This is a genomic window from Wolbachia endosymbiont of Drosophila aff. chauvacae BK-2020 (assembly GCF_032848195.1).
Classification (GTDB): Bacteria; Pseudomonadota; Alphaproteobacteria; order Rickettsiales; family Anaplasmataceae; genus Wolbachia; species Wolbachia pipientis.
Map to the genome: position 1 here is coordinate 229,519 of NZ_CP136586.1, position 20,936 is coordinate 250,454.

Here is a 20,936-nt window from a genome sequence, read left to right on the forward strand (position 1 = left end):
ATAGAAACCGTTTGACATTTAAATAATAAGACCGTAAATTACATGTGGTATAATAATAGTCTATGGTTGCTCTGAATACTCCTAAAGTCGATTTTAGTTTTACTGCAAAAGATTTTAATCTTTTGGGAGTAGACAATAAATATTATGCATTAAGTGACTGTTGTGGAAAAAATGGTCTTATTATAATGTTTATATGCAATCACTGTCCTTACGTTCAGTCAATTATTAGCAATCTGGTAAGCGATGTTGATCAATTGAAAAAAGATTATCAGGTAAACACCATTGCAATAATGCCAAATGATGTAAATGAATATCCAGAAGATTCCTTTGAAAATATGATTAATTTTGCCAAGGAAAATAAGTTTATATTTCCATATTTAATTGATAGTACACAGAAAATAGCTAAAGAATACGGGGCTGTTTGCACTCCTGACTTTTTCGGCTTTAATTCCAATTTAAACCTTTGCTATCGTGGACGTTTTAACGACACAAAAAAAGAAAAGGTTCAAAGCTATGAAGTAGGAAGTAGTGACTTATTTCAAGCTATGAAATTTATTGCAGAAACTGGTAATTCTCCAATTGACCAAAAATCAAGTATTGGCTGCTCAATTAAATGGTCTAATTCTACAGGTTAAATATCATGCACAGTGGCTCTCAGCATTTATTTGATATTATAATTTTGCTTTCTGCTGCTGTGTTTATAGTCATAGCATTTTGGAAAATGAATATTAGTCCAGTGCTTGGTTACTTCGTTGCAGGTGCAGTTATTGGTTCTCACGGATTTAATCTGATACACTCAGCTGAAGCAATGGATAATCTTGCAGAATTTGGTGTAGTTTTTCTATTATTCATTATAGGCCTTGAATTGACATTTGAACGCCTGATCGCTATGCGTATTCATGTATTTGGGTTCGGTTCTCTTCAAGTTATAGTTACCATGGTAGCAATATGGTGCATCGCTCTTGCTTTCGGAGTGAATACGAATATAGCAACAGTTATTGGTGGTGGGCTTGCGCTATCCTCAACAGCAATAGTGTTGCAGGTTCTGCAAGAAAAAGGTTCTCAAGCAAGTCAGGTTGGTAGGTTGTCGATAGCAGTGCTATTAATGCAAGATTTTGCAGTGGTACCATTAATAGTATTGGTACCTTTACTTACTGGCAATTCTGAGCACAGCCTGATAAGCTCATTGGCAGGTTCATTGGTGCAAGCAGCTATTGCATTAGTGCTGATATTTATAACTGGTAGATTATTGCTTAGACCTTTATTTTCGGTTATTGCTAAAATGGAAAGTAATGAGATCTTTATATCAACAACGCTTTTAATAGTATTAGGAGCAGCATTTATTACTGAGCAATTCCATTTATCGTTAGCATTAGGTGCATTTGTTGCTGGATTGTTAGTTGCAGAAACAGAATATAGACACTCAGTAGAACACGCAGTATTGCCATTTAAAGATTTGTTTCTTGGCTTATTTTTCATGACTGTTGGTATGTCCATCAATACCGAACTTTTACTCAATAAGTTACCACTAATTACTTTATTATCGATTATCCTTATCGTTTTAAAAACATCTATTATATATATATTGTGTAGATTTTTTGGGTTTAAGAGTGCACCTGCTATACAAGCTGGGTTACTGCTTTCACAAGGCGGTGAATTTGCGTTTATTTTGTTTCGCTTAGCAGATGAGCTAAATGTGCTACCAAGTGAAATCGCTCAAGTACTTATGATGGTAACTACAGTAACCATGGCTTTCACTCCTCTTTTATCGGGGCTTGGAGATTGGATAGCAAACTCATTTAGCACTGAGAAAACAATATTAGATGATGAAGCTGTTGAAACAGATACACAAGATCTTTATAACCATGTGATAGTTGCTGGATTTGGTAGAGTGGGATATATGGTAACAAAAATGCTTACGGCAGAGCATTTAAGTTACGTTGTTGTAGATATTCAATCGAAAATAGTCAAAGAAGGAAAAAGTGATAGTTTTCCTATATATCTTGGAGATGTTACAAGATGTGAAATTTTAAAATCGGTAGGAATAGAAAGAGCTCAAGCTCTCGTTATTTCAATAAAGAATGAAGTTACTATAAAAAAAGTTGTTTCTTTAGTTGCAGCAAATTTTCCGCATGTAAATATTGTAATACGCTTACCAGATCTGAGTAATGTGGAGGTTTATAGAGATCTAGGAGCTAGTAAAATTATTCCTGAAACATCTGAGATAGGATTGCAGCTAGGTGGAGCTGCACTGAGCCTTAGTGGTATTAGCGAAAGTGGAGTTACGTCTTTAAAAAGTAGATTCAGAAAAGGCAATTACAGTATGTTAAAAGACCTTGGTAGTGATAAAGATGAATAACTACTTCTCTAATTTTATGTACAGAAAGCTTCAAGCTTTATTGAGGTTTTGCCTATAGTAAATTACGCACATAATCAACCAAATTAAGGAAAGTGCAAACCAAGTGATTGCATATTCCAAATGCTTCATTGGCTGTATAGCTACTTTGCTGCCAAAATTGTTCGGCCACAATACACACTTCTCTAGCTTAATACCTAACTCATTGGAAATTTCTTCTGTACTCAGGGTAAACCATGTATTCGAAGCAGTATCGTTCTTGATAAACCAATTTTTACTTTTATTGCTATCGCAATATAAAATTCCATCTGCAACTACTTTTTCAATTTTTACTTTTTTCTCCTTTTTTTCTCCGACTATTCCTTTATTCACCAACATGTAACGTCCAGTGGTGAGCAACATAGGAGACAGCACGTGATAGCCGTGTTGCCCTGCAAAAACATATAGTTCTATGTCACTTAGAATCCCATCAATCTTGACATGCCTATAGTTAAATTTTTCAAGGTCGTTATTGGGCAACAGATGAACAACAGGAAGACTCATATTTTTGATAATATTATTCTTCCAGTTCAATCTGAATACTTGCCATAATCCTAATAAAAAAAGGAGCAAGCAAGGTACAATTAAAATAAATACTATTTTTTTTAACACTCTATATTTGTGTTCTTAAATAGTTTTCAACACCCATTAGTTCAATAAGGTCAATCTGTTTTTCAATCCAATGGAAGTGCTCTTCTTCATTTTTTAACATCTCTTCTAATAACATTACACTAACAAAATCTTTTTCTTTCTCAGCGATAGAGATCGTTTCTTTGATATCCTTAATACCTTTTCCCTCTAATTTCAAATTAGCTTCTAAGATTTTCCGTATTGTGTCTTTTGTAAACTTTCCATCATGCTTTGATATTTCGTTTGTATCCTGAAAATTTGGAACTCCTTTGAATAACAAAATTCTTTCTGCCAACTTGTTTGCATGTTCAAGTTCTTCGTTAAGCTCATTTTTTACCTTTTCTGCAAATCTATTAATTCCATTGTTTTTGAGAATCGCAAAATGCAAAAGATACTGGCGTACAGAAGTTAGCTCATTGGTCAATAATTTGTTCAAATGTTTTACTATCTCTTCATTCATAATCTTCCCTTAGTTCAATTCATCAGCATAATTTATATGATAACGATAGTTATAGCAACTCATTTAATATTTCCTTTGATAACAACCGTATTAAATAGCATGTCGTGGTATGTCTGTTTTTTCTTAGAGAAGCAAGCAACTAGATACCAGCAAAGAGTGAGCAGCACCGTTAATATAGTGAGTAGCACTATTAATATATCGAAAGCGTTTATTAACACGTCCTGTTCTTGGAAAAGCTCGATGAGGATAACTATTATGTTATATAATAGAGAAAGAAAAAACTGAGAAATGCTTCTATCAAATGCTAAACTCAAATCTATTTTAGAACCGTCCAAGCTTATGGTATGTATGTTCATTAATTGCTGACCAGGAGTTGCTTGGGCTTTTGAAGATATAAAATATGTGAAGTAACTGCAATCTATACACATAGATGAAATTAACGGAAAATTCTTTAACAATAGCCTGATTAATAAGTTTGGAATTAATAAAATTGCTCTATCTATCAAATATGCGCAAAAGCGTCTTATTATACTGGCAATCTCTGTAACAGTGGTCATTACCTATCTTCTAAATACTTTATTATAAAATCTGTAAGTCTATCAAAATGTTGAAAACATAACAAATCTTCATAACCGCTTATTGATTGACCGTATATAATAGGTAAACAATTGGCATTTTGTGCACACAGAACATCTGTGATGCTATCACCAACGAAAAACACATTTTCTCTATTTATAGGCAACGTACTCTCTTCTAGTGCAAATAGCAGTGGGGTTGCAGATGGTTTATCTTCTGCAGTATCGCATGACCCAACCACTCTTTCAAAGTAGGAATCTAGTTTAAAATAGGCAACTTCTTTACGTAAATTAGTATTTTTCTTATTACTTACTATTGCTAGATAAATATTGTGGCTTTTCAGTGTCTGCAACATTTTCTCTACTCCTTGATTCAAAGCAATGTTTTGCAATAGTGCATCATCTAAATATTGTTGATATATCTGATTCGCTTTTTTCCACTGATCGCCAAATAAATTGACCATATAACTCTTTCTCGACTCATGGGAATTTCTATCAGCAGCTTTATTACTATACCCCATTGAGTTTATGGTATGCTTAATAGCATTAAAAATATTATCTTGAGTGTCAACTAAGGTATTATCCCAATCGAATACTACTGCTAATGAGCTATCTTTCATCTCTTATATAATTATACATTTTAACTTAATAAGTAAATAGCATTTTAATGCAAAAGATATAAATAGGACGCCCTTGATAAACACTTTTTACCACAAGTTATGTTAACTGTTTTTTATATAATTAGCTAATATACTGATTATATGATATGTTTTAATAGGTAACAGGTATGGCCCAGACATCTAAAGAAAGTGTTGAAAAAAAGTTTAAAGATGTTTTTGAACGTTCTCCAGGTGCTTTTCCAGAAGGTACCTCATTAGAAAAGAAGGTTAATTATATCGCAAAAGGAACAGAGGCTCTAAAAGCTGTGAAAAGTAAGGAGCTTGAGAACAAAATGAAAAACGTTGCAGAATTGAGTCAGAAATTTGAAAGTCAAAAAGGACGTGCAGATGAAAAAGTACGTCAAGATTTTGAAAGAATTGCTGAGCTTGACCAACAATATAAAGGGAAGGGCATCTTCACAAGTGAAAAAGTTGCAGAGCCAAAAAGTGACAAAAAACTCCAAGACACTCCGAGAAAAACTACAACACAGTTAAAGACCTTGAACATAATACACAAAAAAAGACTACTGAAGCTTCTGTGCAAACAGCATCAGAGCACGATTCACAAACCGTTAATCCCTCAGTAAGCAAGAGTTCTGTAAAAGAGAAGCTCAACACTGAGCCGGACAAAAAAGATAACACGCCTCAACCACAAGAAAATCAAAAAGAAGAAGGGTTTTTGAGTCTTCTGAAGCGCTTTGTTAAGAAAATATTAGAAAAATTTTTAGGTGAAGGTGAAAAGGATGTAGAGAATGCTCGTGGCATGAAAGAAGATGCTCAAAGAGATACGTCAAATAACGAAGAGCAACAAAAGAGTAAGCAGCTTGATGAAATTTTAAAGGACAAAAGTGTAAGCGAGGGTTTGAAGCAGGCAACAAAGCTTGAAAACCCGGCAATAACGCCTGTTAATACTCCTAAAGTGAATGAAGTAAACACGGGTCGTGAAAGGTGATCCGCTTTCAAGCTTCATTATACCGCCACAAACCGTCATACCGCCGCGGTATCTCATCCGCTAACAAGTAGCGGGATGACGATTGTCAGGGTGTCATCCCAGTGTCCCTATGATGTCATCCCAGTGCCCTGACTACTTGGATCTAGCAAGCTTTGCTTGCAAATAAGTCTAATACGCGTCGCGTTTTATGCCAAAACACAATTGGAGTTACATGCAAAATAGATCCCAGTGTCAGCTACTCGGATGACAAAAAAAGGAGCACTGGGATGACACCATTTGTTGTATTTAACAAAGTTCGTACTTAGCTTCATGTTAGCTATAAACATTAAGAAATTTACCAAGCGAAAAAAAAGGCAAAAGAAGCCCCAGCTAATATCTATTTTAGAACATTGGCGTTTTTTAAGTCTTAAACACTGCAATTTAGCTGCTTTTAAATGCAACTCACCTTAGTTTAAATGTTTAAGAAATTTACTAAGCAGAAAAAAAGGCAAAAGAAACCCCGTGTTAGCTAGTTGTCACTCCCTAATCCTGCAAATTGGCGTACTATACTGTCTTAAACGACTTATAAGCGCGTTTCAGCTTGTGTAGGTAAAAACCTAGAAATATTGTGAAGACATAAGGTGCACATAGTGCAAAAAATTAAAAATAAGACGCCAACTACGTTGTTTTCTTGCTGTTTAATCTGCACAGATGAAGATAACTGAATACCTTCAGTTTCATGATAAGGGGGCTGGCGGAGTTTGTCAAGTAAGTTTTTTCGTTTCTAACGGTTGTTGCCAAAAACTATGCAAGAAGTCTATTGACAGGTGATTAAATTATAATGTAGCCTATCGCCGTATATCCGGGGGTGGGTTGTTGTGAGGCTTTTTCACTTTTTATTCTTGTTAATGTGTTTTTCTCTGTATTACTATGCGGGTTTTATATTTTCGCCCTGCCCAAAAGCTACGGTTTGCTTTTCACCTGGAGAAGATTGTGCTGTACCGATAATCAACGTAATAGATCAGTCTAAAAAATCTATCTTAGTTCAAGAATATACATTTACTCTTGGAACAGTTGCAAAATCTTTGATTAATGCTAAAGAACGCGGTGTTGATGTTAAAGTCATCTTAGATAAATCGCAACTCTACTCAAAATATAGTGTTATAAATGAATTATTTTCAGGTGGAGTACCAATTTGGATCGATGATAAGCCAAAGATTGCTCATAATAAGATAATGATTGCTGACAATCAAAAAGTCATCACAGGGTCATTTAACCTTAGTAAGACAGCTAAAAAAGGAAATGCTGAAAATTTATTAATTATTACAGATTATCCTGAATTGATTCAGCAGTATGTGAAAAACTGGGAGGCACGAATGTCACAATCTTACAAATACGCTCCCAACTAATCGAGAGCGCTTGCTCAAAATCAGTTTTAAAAACAGCAAGGGAGAGCTTTTTTGATTGATTGGCATAATGATTATGATATAATGAACTAAAAATTTAAGGAATAAAGTAATGGATTATATAAATGATGCTGCCGGTCGCTACACTGCTATTCATGATTTTTTTCAAAACAACGGTGTTGGAGATTACAAAGTTCAATGCAATTATGGTGGGGTGCCGTATGCTACTGATGAGTACGTGCATTCTGGCGATAAATTTTGGAGTAATAATTTCATAGACTCACATTTTGGCAGGGAAATAAAAATGTATCCTCAAAGTGAACTTTTAGCTAAAGAATATGCTGGAAATACGTTGCCAGTTTCAATATCACTAGATAAGGATTTAATAAAAATGAAGGAATGTCAGAAAAAAACGAAATTTGTGGAACTAGAAAGGGAGTCAGGTGATTTAGTGCATGATAAGCAAAAGTATGTAAAGTGTTACACAACAAAGCTATCATATGATGATGTACATATTTACAATAACGATAAAGTTTCAACATTTAGCATAAAATACGACGTGCCAAATGATCCGAAATACAGTTTAAATATAACATTTACAAAGGTTAATGATAATAAACCAGGATTTTGGCAGAAATTTAAAAATATGTTTTAACGTGACCATTCACTGGTTTTTACTCAATCAACCAACAACAGTTAATATCAAATTTTTATAATTAAAAAATATGCTATTTTTTAAAACTTTCATTCTCATTGACTCTGTCAACTTCACAAAACAACTCTTGGACCAAATGTATCTGGCATAACACCTTTTGGTAACTTGCTACTTCTTTTTTTCCGCATCTCCGACAACAGCCATTGATATTCCACTACATAAGGCTTGATTTTTGGTAAATCAACTTTTTTATGAATAATACTATGCTTCTCCTTAAATTGACCATTTACCCTAAACGCTATTAGCTTCCTTAAAATTTACATTAATGCCTATTTTGCCTAAACTGAAGCGTCTTTTCCAATTTTTTCTAGCATCAACTCAGCAGCTTTTTGTTCAGCAATCTTTTTACTAGAAGCGCATGCAGAAACTTTACCATAATCTTCTATGCAAACTGATATAGTAAATTCAGGATTGTGCGCTGGTCCAGTTTGTTTTACAAGCTCATACTCTGGTAAAGGCAATTTGTTTTTCTGAGTCCACTCTTGCAGTGAGGTTTTAGGATCTTGAGGGGGGGCAAGCATGCCTTTAGCTAGCTTTTCCCAATATTGGATAATAAATTTTTCAACATTTTCAAGCCCGCCATCAATATAAATTGCACCTATTAGTGCTTCAAGCGAGTTTTCTAAATTTTTTAAGTTACATCTCCCTCCATTGCAGCGTTCACTATTATTCATGATGATAAAGCTGCCTAATTTTATTTCTTTAGCAACATTAGCAATGGTGTTGCCACAAACTAAATCCGTCTTTCTTTTTGCCAATGCTCCTTCTTTTTCTTCAGGAAATAGTTTAAACAGTGTGGCAGATACAACCATATTCAAAACACTATCGCCCAAAAACTCTAGTCTTTCGTAGCTTACAATCTGGTTTTTGCTATTCCTTTTATTTACGCTTGGGTGAGTTAGTGCCTCTTCTAATATTGCATAATTTGTAAATTTATAATCAATGATCTTAGATATTGCATCATTCAAACTCTTCATACCCATTATTTAAAAGAAAAGCACTTTCTACCACCTTTATACCAGAGAATTAGTTTTATTTTATTAAAATAATACCACCAACTTTCAAAATTAATGTATACAACCCACCACCTCATTAATGTTACTAAATCCATCTCTCCTTATTAGTTCTGCAAGTTCTAGATTAATTTTGTTTACAACTTGAGGTCCGTGGTATATGAGAGCAGTGTACAACTGCACCAAAGAAGCTCCTGCCTTTATTTTTTTATATGCATCAGCACCACTTGAGATTCCTCCGCACCCTATCAATAATATTTTGCCCTTAGTAAATTTGTACATATCGCCCAATAACTCGGTTGAAAGTTTAAACAGCGGTTTGCCACTCAACCCACCACTCTCATTATGGTGAGAATGCAGATTATCTCTACTTACCGTAGTGTTGCTTACTGTTAATCCGTCAATCTTATATTCCAACGCAAGCTCAGCGATATTTTCTTTCGTTTGCTGATCTACATCTGGTGAGATTTTTAATATTATTGGTATGGATTTAGAATTATCAATTGATTTTCGGGTTAGAGTTACGGATTTCAACAATTCCGATAATTCTTGCTTATTGTGCAGATTGCGTAAATTAGGCGTGTTTGGGGATGAGATGTTCAGCACTATATAATTGCTCTTTCCATATACTATCTTTATTAAGTCAACATAATCGCTGATTTGGTCCTTTGATGTACTGTTTTTTCCTATGTTGATGCCAAAAATGCAGTCATCAAGCTTGGTTTCACCTATTTGTTTAAGAAAATAGTCTATTCCTTTATTGTTAAATCCCAATCTGTTAATTACCCCTTGATCTTTAATTAACCGAAAAATTCTTGGCTTTTTGTTTCCATATTGTGGATTACGAGTTACAGTACCAGTTTCAATAAACCCAAAACCAAATGAGAGCATAGGCCTTATAACTTCTGCATTCTTGTCAAAACCTGCAGCCAGACCTACGGGGCTTCTGAGCTTATTACCAAAAAAATTCACACTCAAAGATTCTGGTAGCTCTATAGGATTCTTATAAGGCATTTTCTTTAATGCCATAATTGCCAAAGAGTGAGCAACTTCGGGCGGTAGTAAAAATAGTAAATTACGTTTGTAAAACACTTTGCTTATTTTTAGTTTATTTTTTACCATGAAACGCTATAAGAGTATAACCATAACTTGAAAAGAAATTGATTTTACTATGGACAAGCTTTCTCTATAGGTTACACACTTAAAGCTACTGTTAACTTTTACAAGATATAGAGAATGAAAGAGGCCGGGACCGGAATTGAACCGGTATAAAAGGATTTGCAGTCCTCCGCATAAGCCATTCTGCCACCCAGCCGTTTTTTATGTGTAGATATCCATTATATCTTTTAGCATAGATAAAGCCTCCTCCCTTTTGCGTTGAAAAGTGTTACGTCCAATGATTGAACCATTACCGCCACCCTGCTTAATTTCTTTCGCTTCATTGTATATGTTATCTACTTCCTTCGATTCACCACCAGAAAAAACTACTATTCTTTTCCCTGCAAAACAAGACCTTTTAACATATTCAATTCTTTTAGATAATGATTCAATATTTTCTGTTTCTATTTTCTCCCTTTCCAAATATTTAGTTGGAAGTTTTACTTTTATTATATTAGCGCCAAGCAAAGCTGCCATGTGCGCAGCATAGGCAATAACATCAACTGCTGTTTCACCTTCTTTGGAAATCCCTTCACCGCGTGGATAAGACCATAGCACTACTGCAAGTCCATAAGATTTGGCTTCAGCTATGATTCCACGGGCTTCCTCCATCATATCGAAACACTTAGCAGAACCAGGATATATAGTAAATCCGACAGCTAAGCATCCCAAACGCAGCGCATCTTTCACAGAAGAGGTTATTGCCTGATCAGAGGTTAGATCCTTTGAATGTAAAGAGTTGGAACTATTAAGTTTCAAAATAAGTGGGAGCATTCCAGCATAAGTTGCAGCACCAGCTTCAATCATACCAAGTGGAGCAGCATATGCACTTACTCCCGAATCAACCGCAAGCTGAAAATGATAATGTGGGTCATAAGCATCAGGGTTAACTTCAAAACTTTTAATTGGACCATGCTCAAATCCTTGATCTACTGGCAGAATCACTAACTTGCCAGTGCCGCCAAGCTTTCCATGCATGAGAATACGAGTAAGATTTGCTTTTACCCCAGGGTTTTCACTTTCGTAGTAGCTTAGGACTTGTTTTACTTTATCACTTATCACTATAATTCAAATTGAATTTAAGTTATAGATTGTAACAAAGATGAAGTTCAATACAAGGATTTTAAACTATATCAAAAGCAATTTTATTTTCTACTTTATTCATATAGATTCTTAATTTCTTTCCTTTTATTAATTTACGATTCAGTATTTCTTCCGCTAAGTAACTTTTTATCTCTTTTTCAATAAGTCTCTCTATCGGACGTGCTCCCATTTCCTTACTATAACCTGTTTGTGCAAGATAAGATTTCACTTCATCTTCTACCAAGCAGTTTATGCCTTTTTGCGTCAGCTGCTTTTTCAGTTCCTGAATAAATTTATCTACAATATGCAGAATTATATCCGCATTTAAGTCAGAAAAAGAAATAATCGCATCAAGACGATTACGAAATTCAGGGCTAAAAACCTGTTCTATCGCTTTTTCACTATCACCAGTGTTAAATTTTTTATGCCCAAAGCCAACAAAACTTTTGCTGCGTTCAGCTGCTCCTGCATTAGTTGTCATAATTAAGATTATATTGGAAAAGTTAACTTTACGTCCGTAAGTGTCTGTAACGCAACCATAATCCATAATTTGTAGCAATATATTATAGATATCGCTATGAGCCTTTTCAATTTCATCAAGCAGCACAACACTATATTGATTATTAGATACAGACTCTGTGAGTAATCCACCCTGATCATAACCTACATATCCAGGAGGAGAACCAATCATCCTTGATATCGTATGAGACTCAATATATTCGGACATATCAAAGCGTATAAGATTCATGCCCATGCTTTCTGCTAATTGTTTTGCTAGCTCGGTTTTACCAACACCGGTTGGCCCTGCAAAAAGATAATTTGCTAAAGGCTTATTGTAATTTCTCAACCCAGATTTAGCAATTTTAATAGAATTAACAAGAGATTCTATTGCCTGCTCTTGGCCAAAAATCACCTTCTCTAGATTAGCTTTTAAAGACTTTACTTTCTGCAAATCATCAGATTCAGATCCGCAAGGCACATTTGTAATTCTAGTAATGGTATTCTTAATATCTCTACTATTTACAATTTTACCCCTGTTTCTTAGCAATTTACAATATGCCCCTGCCTCATCAATAACATCAACCGCTTTATCAGGTAATATTCGCCCAGTAATATACTTATGCGAAAGTTCAGCCGCAGACCTAATGGCATTCTTTGTATAATATACTCCATGATACCCTTCATAGTAGTGCTTTATACCATCTAGTATCTTTATCGTTTCGTTAACAGAAGATTCCTTAACATTAATTTTTTGAAACCTCCTCGCTAATGCTTTATCTTTTTCAAAACTATTGCTGTATTCTCTATATGTAGTTGCACCTATACAACGCAGTGTACCTCTTGCAAGCGCAGGTTTGAGTAGGTTACCTGCATCAAGAAAGCTACCACTTGTAGAACCTGCTCCAATGATAGTGTGTATTTCGTCAATAAAAAGGATAGCACCTGGTTTTGCCTCAATCGCTTTTATTATAGATTTTATTCTCTCTTCAAAATCACCTCTATAGCGTGTCCCTGCAAGGAGTGACCCTAAATCCAAAGCATAAATTATACTGGACCTGAGCGCACTTGGAACACTGTTTTCAATGATTTTGAGTACCAAACCCTCAACTATTGTGGTTTTGCCAACACCTGGATCTCCAACATATAAAGGGTTGTTTTTTCTACGCCTCAATAATATTTCTATAGTGCGATTTAATTCATAATCACGACCAATAACATAATCTATTTTTTTGCTTCTTGCATAGTCATTTAAATTTTTACAATAACTTTGTAGAATTTCCTCATCTTTTAGTAGCTCACCTTTATTTACTGTAGTAGGAGCATCATTATTTTTATCAAGTTTTACTTTATGATTAGTGGTGTATTCATCTATATCGTTAGAGTATTTCATGTTAGATATGTGGTAAATCAAATTGGAATCTTTCGCACTTTGTTTCTGCAATAGATCTTCAACGTATAAATCTTGCCCAGACAAAATTTCTACTAGAACACTTGCTCCATTTATTTCTTTTTTCCCCAAGCTATGAGCCCGTATTATTGCTCTGTGTATTATGCATTGAAACATTGAGCTAGGTTTAACTCCACTGATAATCAATTCAGAACTGCTTTGTAAAAACCCTTTTATATTATTATTATAATCATTAGCCTTAATATTGCATCTTGATAGAATGTTATCCATACTGATGATTTCATCAGCTCTGATATTACATCTTGATAAAACGTAATTTACATCCACGTCTTTAGTTAACGCCAGCAATAAATGTTCTACTTTCGCATATTTAAGATTAAAATTAGAAGCAATGAATAGTGCTCTATTCAAACTTGCCTCTAAGTTTTTGGAAATCATCTCCTATTCTCTTTAAAAGTGGGAACTCATATATAATGAATAGCACACAATTATTAAAAAAATTGAAATCCAGCAGTTCGCTGTAGCCAATTTGAATCCCACTCTGGATCTACGTCATAGCACCGCAATATCTCAGCATAGATTCCGCTAATGAGTAGCGGAATGACGAGTTTTACGCTTATCAAATTGTAGGTAAATCCTATTTAATACGCTTTTTCTAGTACTCTGCTTTTCTTCTTAAATGCATTGATCTTTTTTCTACCGTATTTAGTCTTTAACGTACTTGGCCTTTTAAAGACCTTTTTGCTGTTACGTTTTTTAAATTGCACACTACAATCAAAATTTAGCTCTCCTTCTTTGTCTGCCAGTGCAGGCAGTCTTCTCTTATCTTGAGGTGTAACAAAAGATAGCGCATACCCTTCAGCTCCAGCGCGTGCAGTTCTACCTATACGATGAATATAGTCAGCTTGCGATTGTGGTGCATCATAATTGATAACATGTTGAATGTGGGGAATATCAAGGCCGCGAGAAGCAACATCTGTTGCAACCATGATTTGATTACGGCCACGACGAAAAGAATTAATGACCCTTTCGCGCTTGTGCTGCCTTAAATCACCATGAATTGCTAAAGCGCTATAGTCATCTTTGTCCAATCTGTTAGCTAGCTGATCCGCTCCTCGCTTTGTTTTGACAAAGATAATGATTGATCCTTCGCGCTGACATAGTTGTGTAACAAGCTTTTCATATTTTTCTGATTCTGATGCATAAACAATTTCTTGCTTAATTTTTACAGAAGTTGTAACCTCACAATCAACAGAAATACGTTCTGGTCGATTAAGGTACTTCTCAGCAAGTTTTACTATATCTCCAGGAAGAGTTGCAGAAAACATAAGAGTTTGCCTTATTTTAGGCAAATGCTTCATAATTTCTTCAATCTGAACTCCAAAGCCCATATCAAACATACGATCCGTTTCATCAAGCACAAGAACGCTAACATTGCGAGTAATCAAAGTTTTACGCTCAATATGGTCTATAATACGACCAGGAGTACCTATTACAATTTGTGGTTTTTTCTGAAGCTGATTTAGCTGCCTAAAAATAGGCTCACCACCAATCAACAAAGCGACCCTTAGTGCAGAATTTTGAGATAAGAGTTTTCTTATCTCATTTGTTACCTGATGCGCAAGCTCTCTGGTTGGCACGATGACTAAAGCTGAACCAGTGTTAGGCTCATTCAGCAACTTAGCAACCAACGGAATAGCAAATGCTAAAGTTTTTCCAGTCCCCGTTTGAGCAGATCCGAGAATATCTTTACCTTGTAGCGCTAAGGGAATCGCTTGTATTTGAATCGGAGTTGGGACGAAAAGATTATTTTTATCTAGAGCTTGTCTAAGCGAAGCTGGGAGACCCATCTCATGAAAATTATTCACAATACGTTAATCCTGTTAAAAGACTTCATAATAGATTAATCTTCCAATCTTAAATTTATTGCAGATTTTTTATCTTCTCCGTTTCTACCGCGCTCCTCTTTCACCTCATAACTCACCCTTTCTCCTTTTATTCCCTTCTCTTTATTCTCTCCTTTAAGTGCCTCAGGTCTTATTCCCGAACGTTCCAATGTGCTAATATGTACAAAAACGTCACCCCCTTTACCTTCTGGCTTGATGAAACCATAGCCTTTTTCGGCATTAAACCATTTTACATTACCAAATTCCATTTAAACAACTCCTAAATTATTAACTAACATTACTAATGTGATGAAAAACTTTGAAATTACGATTGAGAATGCTTTAAGCTTAGCTATTGAAACTAAACCTTTATACTCCATAGTCTATTCTTAACATTACATGACAATAATACACAATTGTTGTACTTGATGCAAATAAATTTTTTAATCGTTAAGCGAACCTGCAACCGTCATTTCGCTAACTTTAATCGTTGGTGAATTAAATTGCCCACAAAAAGTTAGATCATCTGCAACGACTAAATTGCTAAACATATCCTTCAAATTGCTAGCAATGGTAATCTCATGTATTGGATACGTTATTTTTCCATTTTCTATAAAAAATCCGGAAGCGCCTTGGCTGTAATCGCCATTGATTAAATTGACACCAAAACCAAATAAATCAGTTACATATATTCCCTCTTTCACTTCCTGAATTAATTCTTCAAACGATACATCACCTTTCTCAATGTAGAGGTTACTAGCTGCAGGAATAACTGCAGCATTACTTGCACGAGTTGCACTTCCGGTTGTTTCTGAGTCTAATTTTCTAGCCGAGTATAAGTCTAAAATCCAATTTTGTAATATTCCGTTTTTTACAAATATATTTTTCTTGCTAGTTATCCCTTCTCCATCAAATGGTCTCGATGCTATGCCTCTTGGCAACAATGGATCATCGATAATATTAATTCTATCGTTGAAAATCTGAGCGTTTAAACTACCCCTCAAGAAAGAACTGTTGCTTATAATACTGCTCCCATTTATAGCAGAAGCAAAACTTTTTACTAGCCCTTTTGCTGCTCTTTTTTCAAAAATAACTGGAAATTTACCAGTTTTCATTGTACGTGAATTCAATTGATCAACTGCTCTTTTTGCTGCTTCTTTTCCCATTAACTCTGGCAACTTTAAATCACTAAAATTACATGCTATATCATAATCGTAACCAACCTTCATTTCACTTTCTCTTCCAGCAACAACAGAGACCTGATTAGCAAAGGTTGATTTACTAAACGAGCCAATAAAACCAGAAACAGTCGATAATACTGTATTCACTAAAGCGTATGAAGAAGAGGCTCCTTCAGAATTAGTGATACTCTTATGTGCAAGGGCTGAATTTTCTGCAGCTTCAGCAATTTCTTTTAGGTTATCAACGGTTACAACATTATTATCTGAGATACTTAAATCTGCAGAAGAGATATAATTACTACCATTTACAGCAAAATTAATGCAAGGATCTTCTGGCGCATTCTTTGCCATTTCTACCACTTGGCTTACTGTATCACTCAGATTATTCAAATCGTTTGTAGAAATATACGCAGCTTTGTTTTTACCTGCTATAGCTCTGATTCCTACAGTGCAATTTTTAGATTGTGATATTTGCTCAATTTTTGATAGACGCTGAGAAACTGAAGTCTTATTAGTTTCATATATTGTAACTTCCGCATCTTGATTTTGCTTTTTTATTAGTTTAGTAATATCTGCTGCAATATTTAATATATTCATTTTCTATTCCTTAGATTTCTATAAAGATTCTGCACCACCTATAACTTCAATTAAATCAGTCGTAATCGCTGCTTGACGAGAACGATTATAAAGCAATGCTAATTTGTTCAGTATCTCTTTAGTGTTTCTGTTTGCTGATTCCATAGCAACCATTCTAGCACTATTCTCACTCGTTGCACTTTCAAGTAAAGCAGAGTAAAGAGCAATTACAACGTAATCTTGAACCAAAGATTTTAAAATAAATTCAATATTTTGTGGTTCATACTCATAGCCGTAATCTGTTGTTGGACCAGCCAGAGAGCTATCAATCAAGGATGAGTCTTTACTCCATGGTTTTATTGTTTCCAACATTGGTTTTTGCGTGAAGGTATTATAGAATTTACTATAAAAAACTTTAACTTTATCGTATTTACTTAAATCTATACCATCAACCAAAGCTTCTACGTGCTTTAGCGTGATTCCCTTACTATTTTCAATTTTTAAGATACTTTTAGAGTCAAATCTATTTTTACCTACATCAAAAGCTTTTTTACCAAGAAATACAATATCTACTTTTTTGCCATTTGCGATTGACTTATTTACACGCTCTTGACTAAATTTGACAATAGAAGAGTTAAAGTTGCCGCACAAGCCACGATCAGACGCAATAATGAATACTAGGTAAGAACCGTCGTTACTGACATTTAGAATTTTTGCCAGTAATTCTTGATCAACTGATAGCATTAATGAAAAAATAATGTTATGCAGCTTAGATACATATAATTTTGAATTTAATAACTTCTTTTGGCTTTGTAACAACTTTGCTGCAGAAACCATTTGCATTATTTTCGTGGTTTTCTGTACAGACCTAATATTCTTAATTCTTAAGGATAATTCCTTTAAGCTCTTCATTTTGTATACAACCCTGATTTATTAAAATATATAACTGTTAGTGTCTAAAAGCAAGTTTTTTTGACATTAAAACCAAGTCTAGCTAAGAAACTTGCAGGTTTATTGTTTGGAGATAAGGATTATATTAAGAAAGTGCTCTAACTTCAGCAATATCAATGTGAAAGTAGCCTAATGGTAATTTCTACACTTTGTGGAATTTTATAATATATAATAAACACAATTAAAACTATTACAACTTGAACACTTATGATCCCATTGTTCTAGTTCCCTGTTACAATTTTTACATTTCCAGCCTGGATCAGGCAAAGCTTCTGAGCCCATCTTGTTTAGCCAATAAATTACCTTGTCGTGTTCTTGCAATGTAACCTTGAGTTGTATTACAATAAAGTAGATTGACATGTAATTAGCTTTTTTCATAGCAGTATCTAAATATTGACTTGCAAGATCATATTTACCTGAACTCATTGAGGACAAAGCAAGTAAACAGTAACTAAAATAATAATCAGGGCGTAAGTTGTATAGTCTTTCAGCACCTTTACTATTTAAATTGATGTACATTTTAGCTGACTGAGGAGTAGGATTTACTGTATACTCTGCCTCTAGCACTGCAGAAGCTTTTCTGATTTTTCCAAGTTTAATATATAATTCTGCCTTCAAATAATTGATGGGCTGAAAAATTGCACTATAACGTTGTGCTCTAAATAAAGACTTTATAGCCTCCTTAAAATTTCCTTTACTTTCATATTGCTTTGCTAAAGCGCAATAAAACACTGCAAACATTTCTTTATGATCAAAGGGGAGAAAAATATTGGACTTAACTGCTTCCTTCAACCTCAAAATTGCATTAATCCAATCTTCTTTCAATATGCAATGCTCTATTTGAAAGGGAATAGATAGCATTTTATCGTTAATTGAACTAGAGCAATATTCTATAAATTTTTGAAAGACTACTTTTTCTTGTTTGAGGTGGACAATCAGCTTATTGGCTAGAAGTAGAGCTAAGTTACGATTTTTATTTGCAATATTTGTTAAACCGTTACTGAAAAAGCTGTAATTTCCCGTCTTACCTGAGTTAAAGAGCTTTATTAAAGACAACCTATCGCTCTCCTCACTCAGACTTTTAACTAGCTTTTGGGCATTCTCTATATTGTCTAAGTCTATGCTAAAGAAAGCTTCAAAGAGAAGCAATTCTTCCCTATCCCTTCTTCTATTTCTTATGTTGGCAAATGTTGATGAAATGGAGGAAAAAAAGCGTACAAGTGTAATTAATAAAAATAATAAAACTACACAAGTAAAAATAATGAAATATAGATCAATACTTATAGTGTAATTGCCTAATTCCAATTTTATTACTTCACCACTTACCTTGACCCATATACCAAATAAAAACGAAAAAGCGAAAATTATAAAATAAATCATGAGATATATTGTAATAAGTGATGATATATTGTTGAAATATTCTTAGAAGCTACAATAAAACCATTCAATTTATTCAGCCATAGCTTGAATTCTGAATGCGTTAAATTGCTTACTGTAACAGTTATATTTTGCCAATCATTATCATTTATTGACTCCTCAATTTCTGCGAATTTTACTCTTAATGGATCATTTCGGTCGTCTACCTTTATCCAGTTTGAAATGATTTTTTTAGACAATGTACTTTTGTTGTAATCGATAGTATCAATAGTTTTTTCAAAAGATAACTTCAATTCGTGTAAGGTATTTATCTCTTTCAAATTTTCTAATTCATCTACTGCATTTTCTATCTCTGGATCGTCAAGCTCTGATATCAAAGGCTTTATTGAATTTATATGGTTATCAAATTTTGCTTCTCGCAATAACGAATTCTTCATTTTAACCACAAGTAATAGCAATTTTGCAAGGTTCTTACATCTTGAGTTATTATCACCTTGCTCACATTGAGTATGCTGACTTCTCTTGAGGTCAAATATCTTTTTTTCTATTCTAGATTGATTAACTTCAAGCAACATTCTAAATTCATCCATGTTTTCCGTTAAAGCTTTCACATTGTTTTCACTCTCTTGCTGATTTATTTTTAAAAAGATTATGTTATTTATTGTGATGTAACCGGTAAATAACAATACAATTAAGAACCAACCTATGTACTTTTGCTGAGTATCATTCATAACGTAGTATCTCCGCAGGATCTTGTGCAGCTGCCTGCAACGCAGGAGCAATTGTCGCTAAAAATGATAAGAGTAACGCAAGTGCAGAAATATTTACTACGTCTTGGGGTACTAATATCACTGGCAAACTTGAAAAAAAGTATATCATAGGATCAAACAGCTTGACGTTAGTAATGTTTTCTAAAAACACTCTAATGCTTTCGATATTGAGAGAAAAAACGACACCTATAATACAGCCAAGACAAGTTCCCGTAAAACCGATTAATAGACCACAAGCGCAAAATATACGCATAATGCTTCCACTTGTTGCACCAAATGTACGCATAATTGCAATCGCGGATTTCTTTTCTTGCACTATCATCATTAAATTTGAGATAATATTAAACGCTGCTACAACTATAATCAAAGTGAGAATTAAAAACATCACATTTCTTTCAGTTTTTAAAGCACTAAAATAATGGCTTTGCTGTGATTGCCAACTTTCAGCTTCCATTCCTATTTCTTTTTCTATAGCATCTGCCAGCTTATCAGCTCTAGTAACGTCGTCTACAAGTACTTCTATATTTTTTATGCTATTTTTATAATTAAAAAAGGCTTGTGCTGATTTTAGAGGCATATATATCAAGGTATTATCATACTCAAACATACCCATATCAAATATTGCTATAACTTTATATTTTTTCATTCGCGGCATTTCACCAAGTAATGCATCAAATTCTTCAGATGATATAAACGTAATTTCGTCGCCATAGTCAATGTTCAAAACTTCCGCTAAGCGTGCTCCTATTATTATCCCTTCATCAAATTTTTTTACATCACCTATAATTACATTATTTGTAACGGCAGTACTATCAAGCAAATCTTTAGTTGACACACCTCGCACTACGCTACCTGCAATTTTACCATTTGCTACAATAATAACTTGATCATTGGTCATAGGAGTAGCTTTTAATATACCAGGAATTCTCTCAATAGATTTTGAAACTGCGTAGTAATCTGAATTTATGTTCCTATCAAAATAAACGTTAATATGGCCATCAATGCCAAGTATTGAGTCAAGCAACTTTGCTCTGAATCCGTTCATCACAGACATCACCACTATTAGTGTTGCAACTCCAAGGGCAATGCCGATAATAGAGAACAAAGTCATTATAGAGCAAAATCTGGCATTTCTTGCTCGCAAATAGCAAGCAGCCATAGTAATTTCAAAGGCAATGGACATTACAAAATATTTTGAGGTTAGACATTATATTTTTGAAACTTCGTATAATTGTAGACTTTTCTTTATTTAAAAACTAGA

General features: G+C 34.2%; 22 protein-coding genes and 1 tRNA gene. 6 read left to right on the plus strand and 17 right to left on the minus strand.

The window, feature by feature from the left end; genetic code table 11:
• Positions 1-62 precede the first annotated feature (62 nt).
• A complete protein-coding gene (locus R0F62_RS01150) occupies positions 63-635 on the plus strand; it encodes a thioredoxin family protein (RefSeq protein WP_010081997.1) in 573 nt (190 codons plus the stop codon).
• Between the two features lie 5 nt (positions 636-640).
• Entirely contained in the window at positions 641-2,359 is a 1,719-nt protein-coding gene (locus R0F62_RS01155; RefSeq protein WP_010963130.1) for a monovalent cation:proton antiporter-2 (CPA2) family protein, read from the plus strand.
• Between the two features lie 30 nt (positions 2,360-2,389).
• Here the strand turns inward: R0F62_RS01155 and R0F62_RS01160 are convergent, their stop codons facing one another.
• The 4 genes from R0F62_RS01160 to R0F62_RS01175 are packed head-to-tail and all read right to left on the minus strand — an operon-like array spanning position 2,390 to position 4,680.
• A complete protein-coding gene (locus R0F62_RS01160) occupies positions 2,390-3,007 on the minus strand; it encodes an SURF1 family protein (RefSeq protein WP_070357010.1) in 618 nt (205 codons plus the stop codon).
• Position 3,008: 1 nt separating this feature from the next.
• Positions 3,009-3,485, minus strand: a complete 477-nt coding sequence (gene bfr, locus R0F62_RS01165) for a bacterioferritin (RefSeq protein WP_010081932.1) — start codon at positions 3,483-3,485, stop codon at positions 3,009-3,011.
• Between the two features lie 59 nt (positions 3,486-3,544).
• The gene (locus R0F62_RS01170) at positions 3,545-4,042 is read right to left on the minus strand and encodes an RDD family protein (protein ID WP_010081931.1); all 498 of its coding nucleotides are present in this window, start codon (positions 4,040-4,042) and stop codon (positions 3,545-3,547) included.
• Entirely contained in the window at positions 4,042-4,680 is a 639-nt protein-coding gene (locus tag R0F62_RS01175) for an HAD family hydrolase (protein ID WP_274979210.1), read from the minus strand. The genes R0F62_RS01170 and R0F62_RS01175 overlap by 1 nt, the downstream gene beginning before the upstream one ends.
• A 167-nt stretch (positions 4,681-4,847) precedes the next feature.
• On the opposite strand from R0F62_RS01175, the gene R0F62_RS01180 reads away from it, so the two are divergent.
• Positions 4,848-5,306, plus strand: a complete 459-nt coding sequence (locus R0F62_RS01180) for a hypothetical protein (RefSeq protein WP_316659838.1) — start codon at positions 4,848-4,850, stop codon at positions 5,304-5,306.
• Positions 5,258-5,671 (plus strand): hypothetical protein, encoded by a 414-nt coding sequence (locus R0F62_RS01185; RefSeq protein WP_264339682.1) that lies wholly within the window; start codon positions 5,258-5,260, stop codon positions 5,669-5,671. Before R0F62_RS01180 ends, R0F62_RS01185 begins: the two co-directional genes overlap by 49 nt.
• Positions 5,672-5,856: 185 nt before the next feature.
• Here R0F62_RS01185 and R0F62_RS01190 read toward each other — a convergent pair whose 3' ends face one another.
• Positions 5,857-5,982, minus strand: coding sequence for a hypothetical protein (locus R0F62_RS01190; RefSeq protein ID WP_255511221.1), 126 nt, complete (start codon positions 5,980-5,982; stop codon positions 5,857-5,859).
• Positions 5,983-6,528: 546 nt separating this feature from the next.
• Here R0F62_RS01190 and R0F62_RS01195 point away from each other — a divergent pair.
• A complete protein-coding gene (locus R0F62_RS01195; protein ID WP_010963125.1) occupies positions 6,529-7,059 on the plus strand; it encodes a phospholipase D family nuclease in 531 nt (176 codons plus the stop codon).
• A 109-nt stretch (positions 7,060-7,168) separates the two neighbouring features.
• Positions 7,169-7,711, plus strand: coding sequence for a hypothetical protein (locus R0F62_RS01200; RefSeq protein ID WP_274978983.1), 543 nt, complete (start codon positions 7,169-7,171; stop codon positions 7,709-7,711).
• Positions 7,712-8,049: 338 nt separating this feature from the next.
• Here the strand turns inward: R0F62_RS01200 and rnc are convergent, their stop codons facing one another.
• The 12 genes from rnc to R0F62_RS01265 all read right to left on the minus strand — a co-directional run bounded on the left by rnc (position 8,050) and on the right by R0F62_RS01265 (position 20,858).
• Positions 8,050-8,748 carry a ribonuclease III gene (rnc, locus tag R0F62_RS01210; RefSeq protein ID WP_264373631.1) on the minus strand — a complete coding sequence of 233 codons (699 nt, stop codon included), beginning with the start codon at positions 8,746-8,748 and terminating at the stop codon, positions 8,050-8,052.
• 90 nt (positions 8,749-8,838) lie between these two features.
• Entirely contained in the window at positions 8,839-9,906 is a 1,068-nt protein-coding gene (locus tag R0F62_RS01215) for a quinone-dependent dihydroorotate dehydrogenase (protein WP_010082053.1), read from the minus strand.
• Between the two features lie 121 nt (positions 9,907-10,027).
• A tRNA-Cys gene (locus tag R0F62_RS01220) sits at positions 10,028-10,099 on the minus strand.
• Positions 10,100-10,104: 5 nt separating this feature from the next.
• Positions 10,105-11,001: a class I fructose-bisphosphate aldolase gene (locus tag R0F62_RS01225; RefSeq protein ID WP_038228077.1), complete on the minus strand. Its 897-nt coding sequence runs from the start codon at positions 10,999-11,001 to the stop codon at positions 10,105-10,107.
• A gap of 64 nt (positions 11,002-11,065) precedes the next feature.
• Entirely contained in the window at positions 11,066-13,372 is a 2,307-nt protein-coding gene (locus tag R0F62_RS01230) for an AAA family ATPase (RefSeq protein ID WP_070357007.1), read from the minus strand.
• Between the two features lie 203 nt (positions 13,373-13,575).
• Positions 13,576-14,802, minus strand: coding sequence for a DEAD/DEAH box helicase (locus R0F62_RS01235; protein WP_274978984.1), 1,227 nt, complete (start codon positions 14,800-14,802; stop codon positions 13,576-13,578).
• Between the two features lie 35 nt (positions 14,803-14,837).
• Positions 14,838-15,089, minus strand: a complete 252-nt coding sequence (locus R0F62_RS01240) for a cold-shock protein (protein ID WP_006279919.1) — start codon at positions 15,087-15,089, stop codon at positions 14,838-14,840.
• A gap of 174 nt (positions 15,090-15,263) precedes the next feature.
• Positions 15,264-16,598 (minus strand): TldD/PmbA family protein, encoded by a 1,335-nt coding sequence (locus R0F62_RS01245; RefSeq protein WP_317051389.1) that lies wholly within the window; start codon positions 16,596-16,598, stop codon positions 15,264-15,266.
• A gap of 18 nt (positions 16,599-16,616) precedes the next feature.
• Positions 16,617-17,489 (minus strand): ATP synthase F1 subunit gamma, encoded by an 873-nt coding sequence (gene atpG / locus R0F62_RS01250; RefSeq protein ID WP_010081973.1) that lies wholly within the window; start codon positions 17,487-17,489, stop codon positions 16,617-16,619.
• A 198-nt stretch (positions 17,490-17,687) separates the two neighbouring features.
• The gene (locus R0F62_RS01255; protein ID WP_007548692.1) at positions 17,688-18,908 is read right to left on the minus strand and encodes a hypothetical protein; all 1,221 of its coding nucleotides are present in this window, start codon (positions 18,906-18,908) and stop codon (positions 17,688-17,690) included.
• Positions 18,905-19,636 (minus strand): hypothetical protein, encoded by a 732-nt coding sequence (locus R0F62_RS01260; RefSeq protein ID WP_038199598.1) that lies wholly within the window; start codon positions 19,634-19,636, stop codon positions 18,905-18,907. The genes R0F62_RS01255 and R0F62_RS01260 overlap by 4 nt, the downstream gene beginning before the upstream one ends.
• Entirely contained in the window at positions 19,629-20,858 is a 1,230-nt protein-coding gene (locus tag R0F62_RS01265; RefSeq protein WP_070357005.1) for a lipoprotein-releasing ABC transporter permease subunit, read from the minus strand. The genes R0F62_RS01260 and R0F62_RS01265 overlap by 8 nt, the downstream gene beginning before the upstream one ends.
• Between the last annotated feature and the right edge of the window lie 78 nt (positions 20,859-20,936).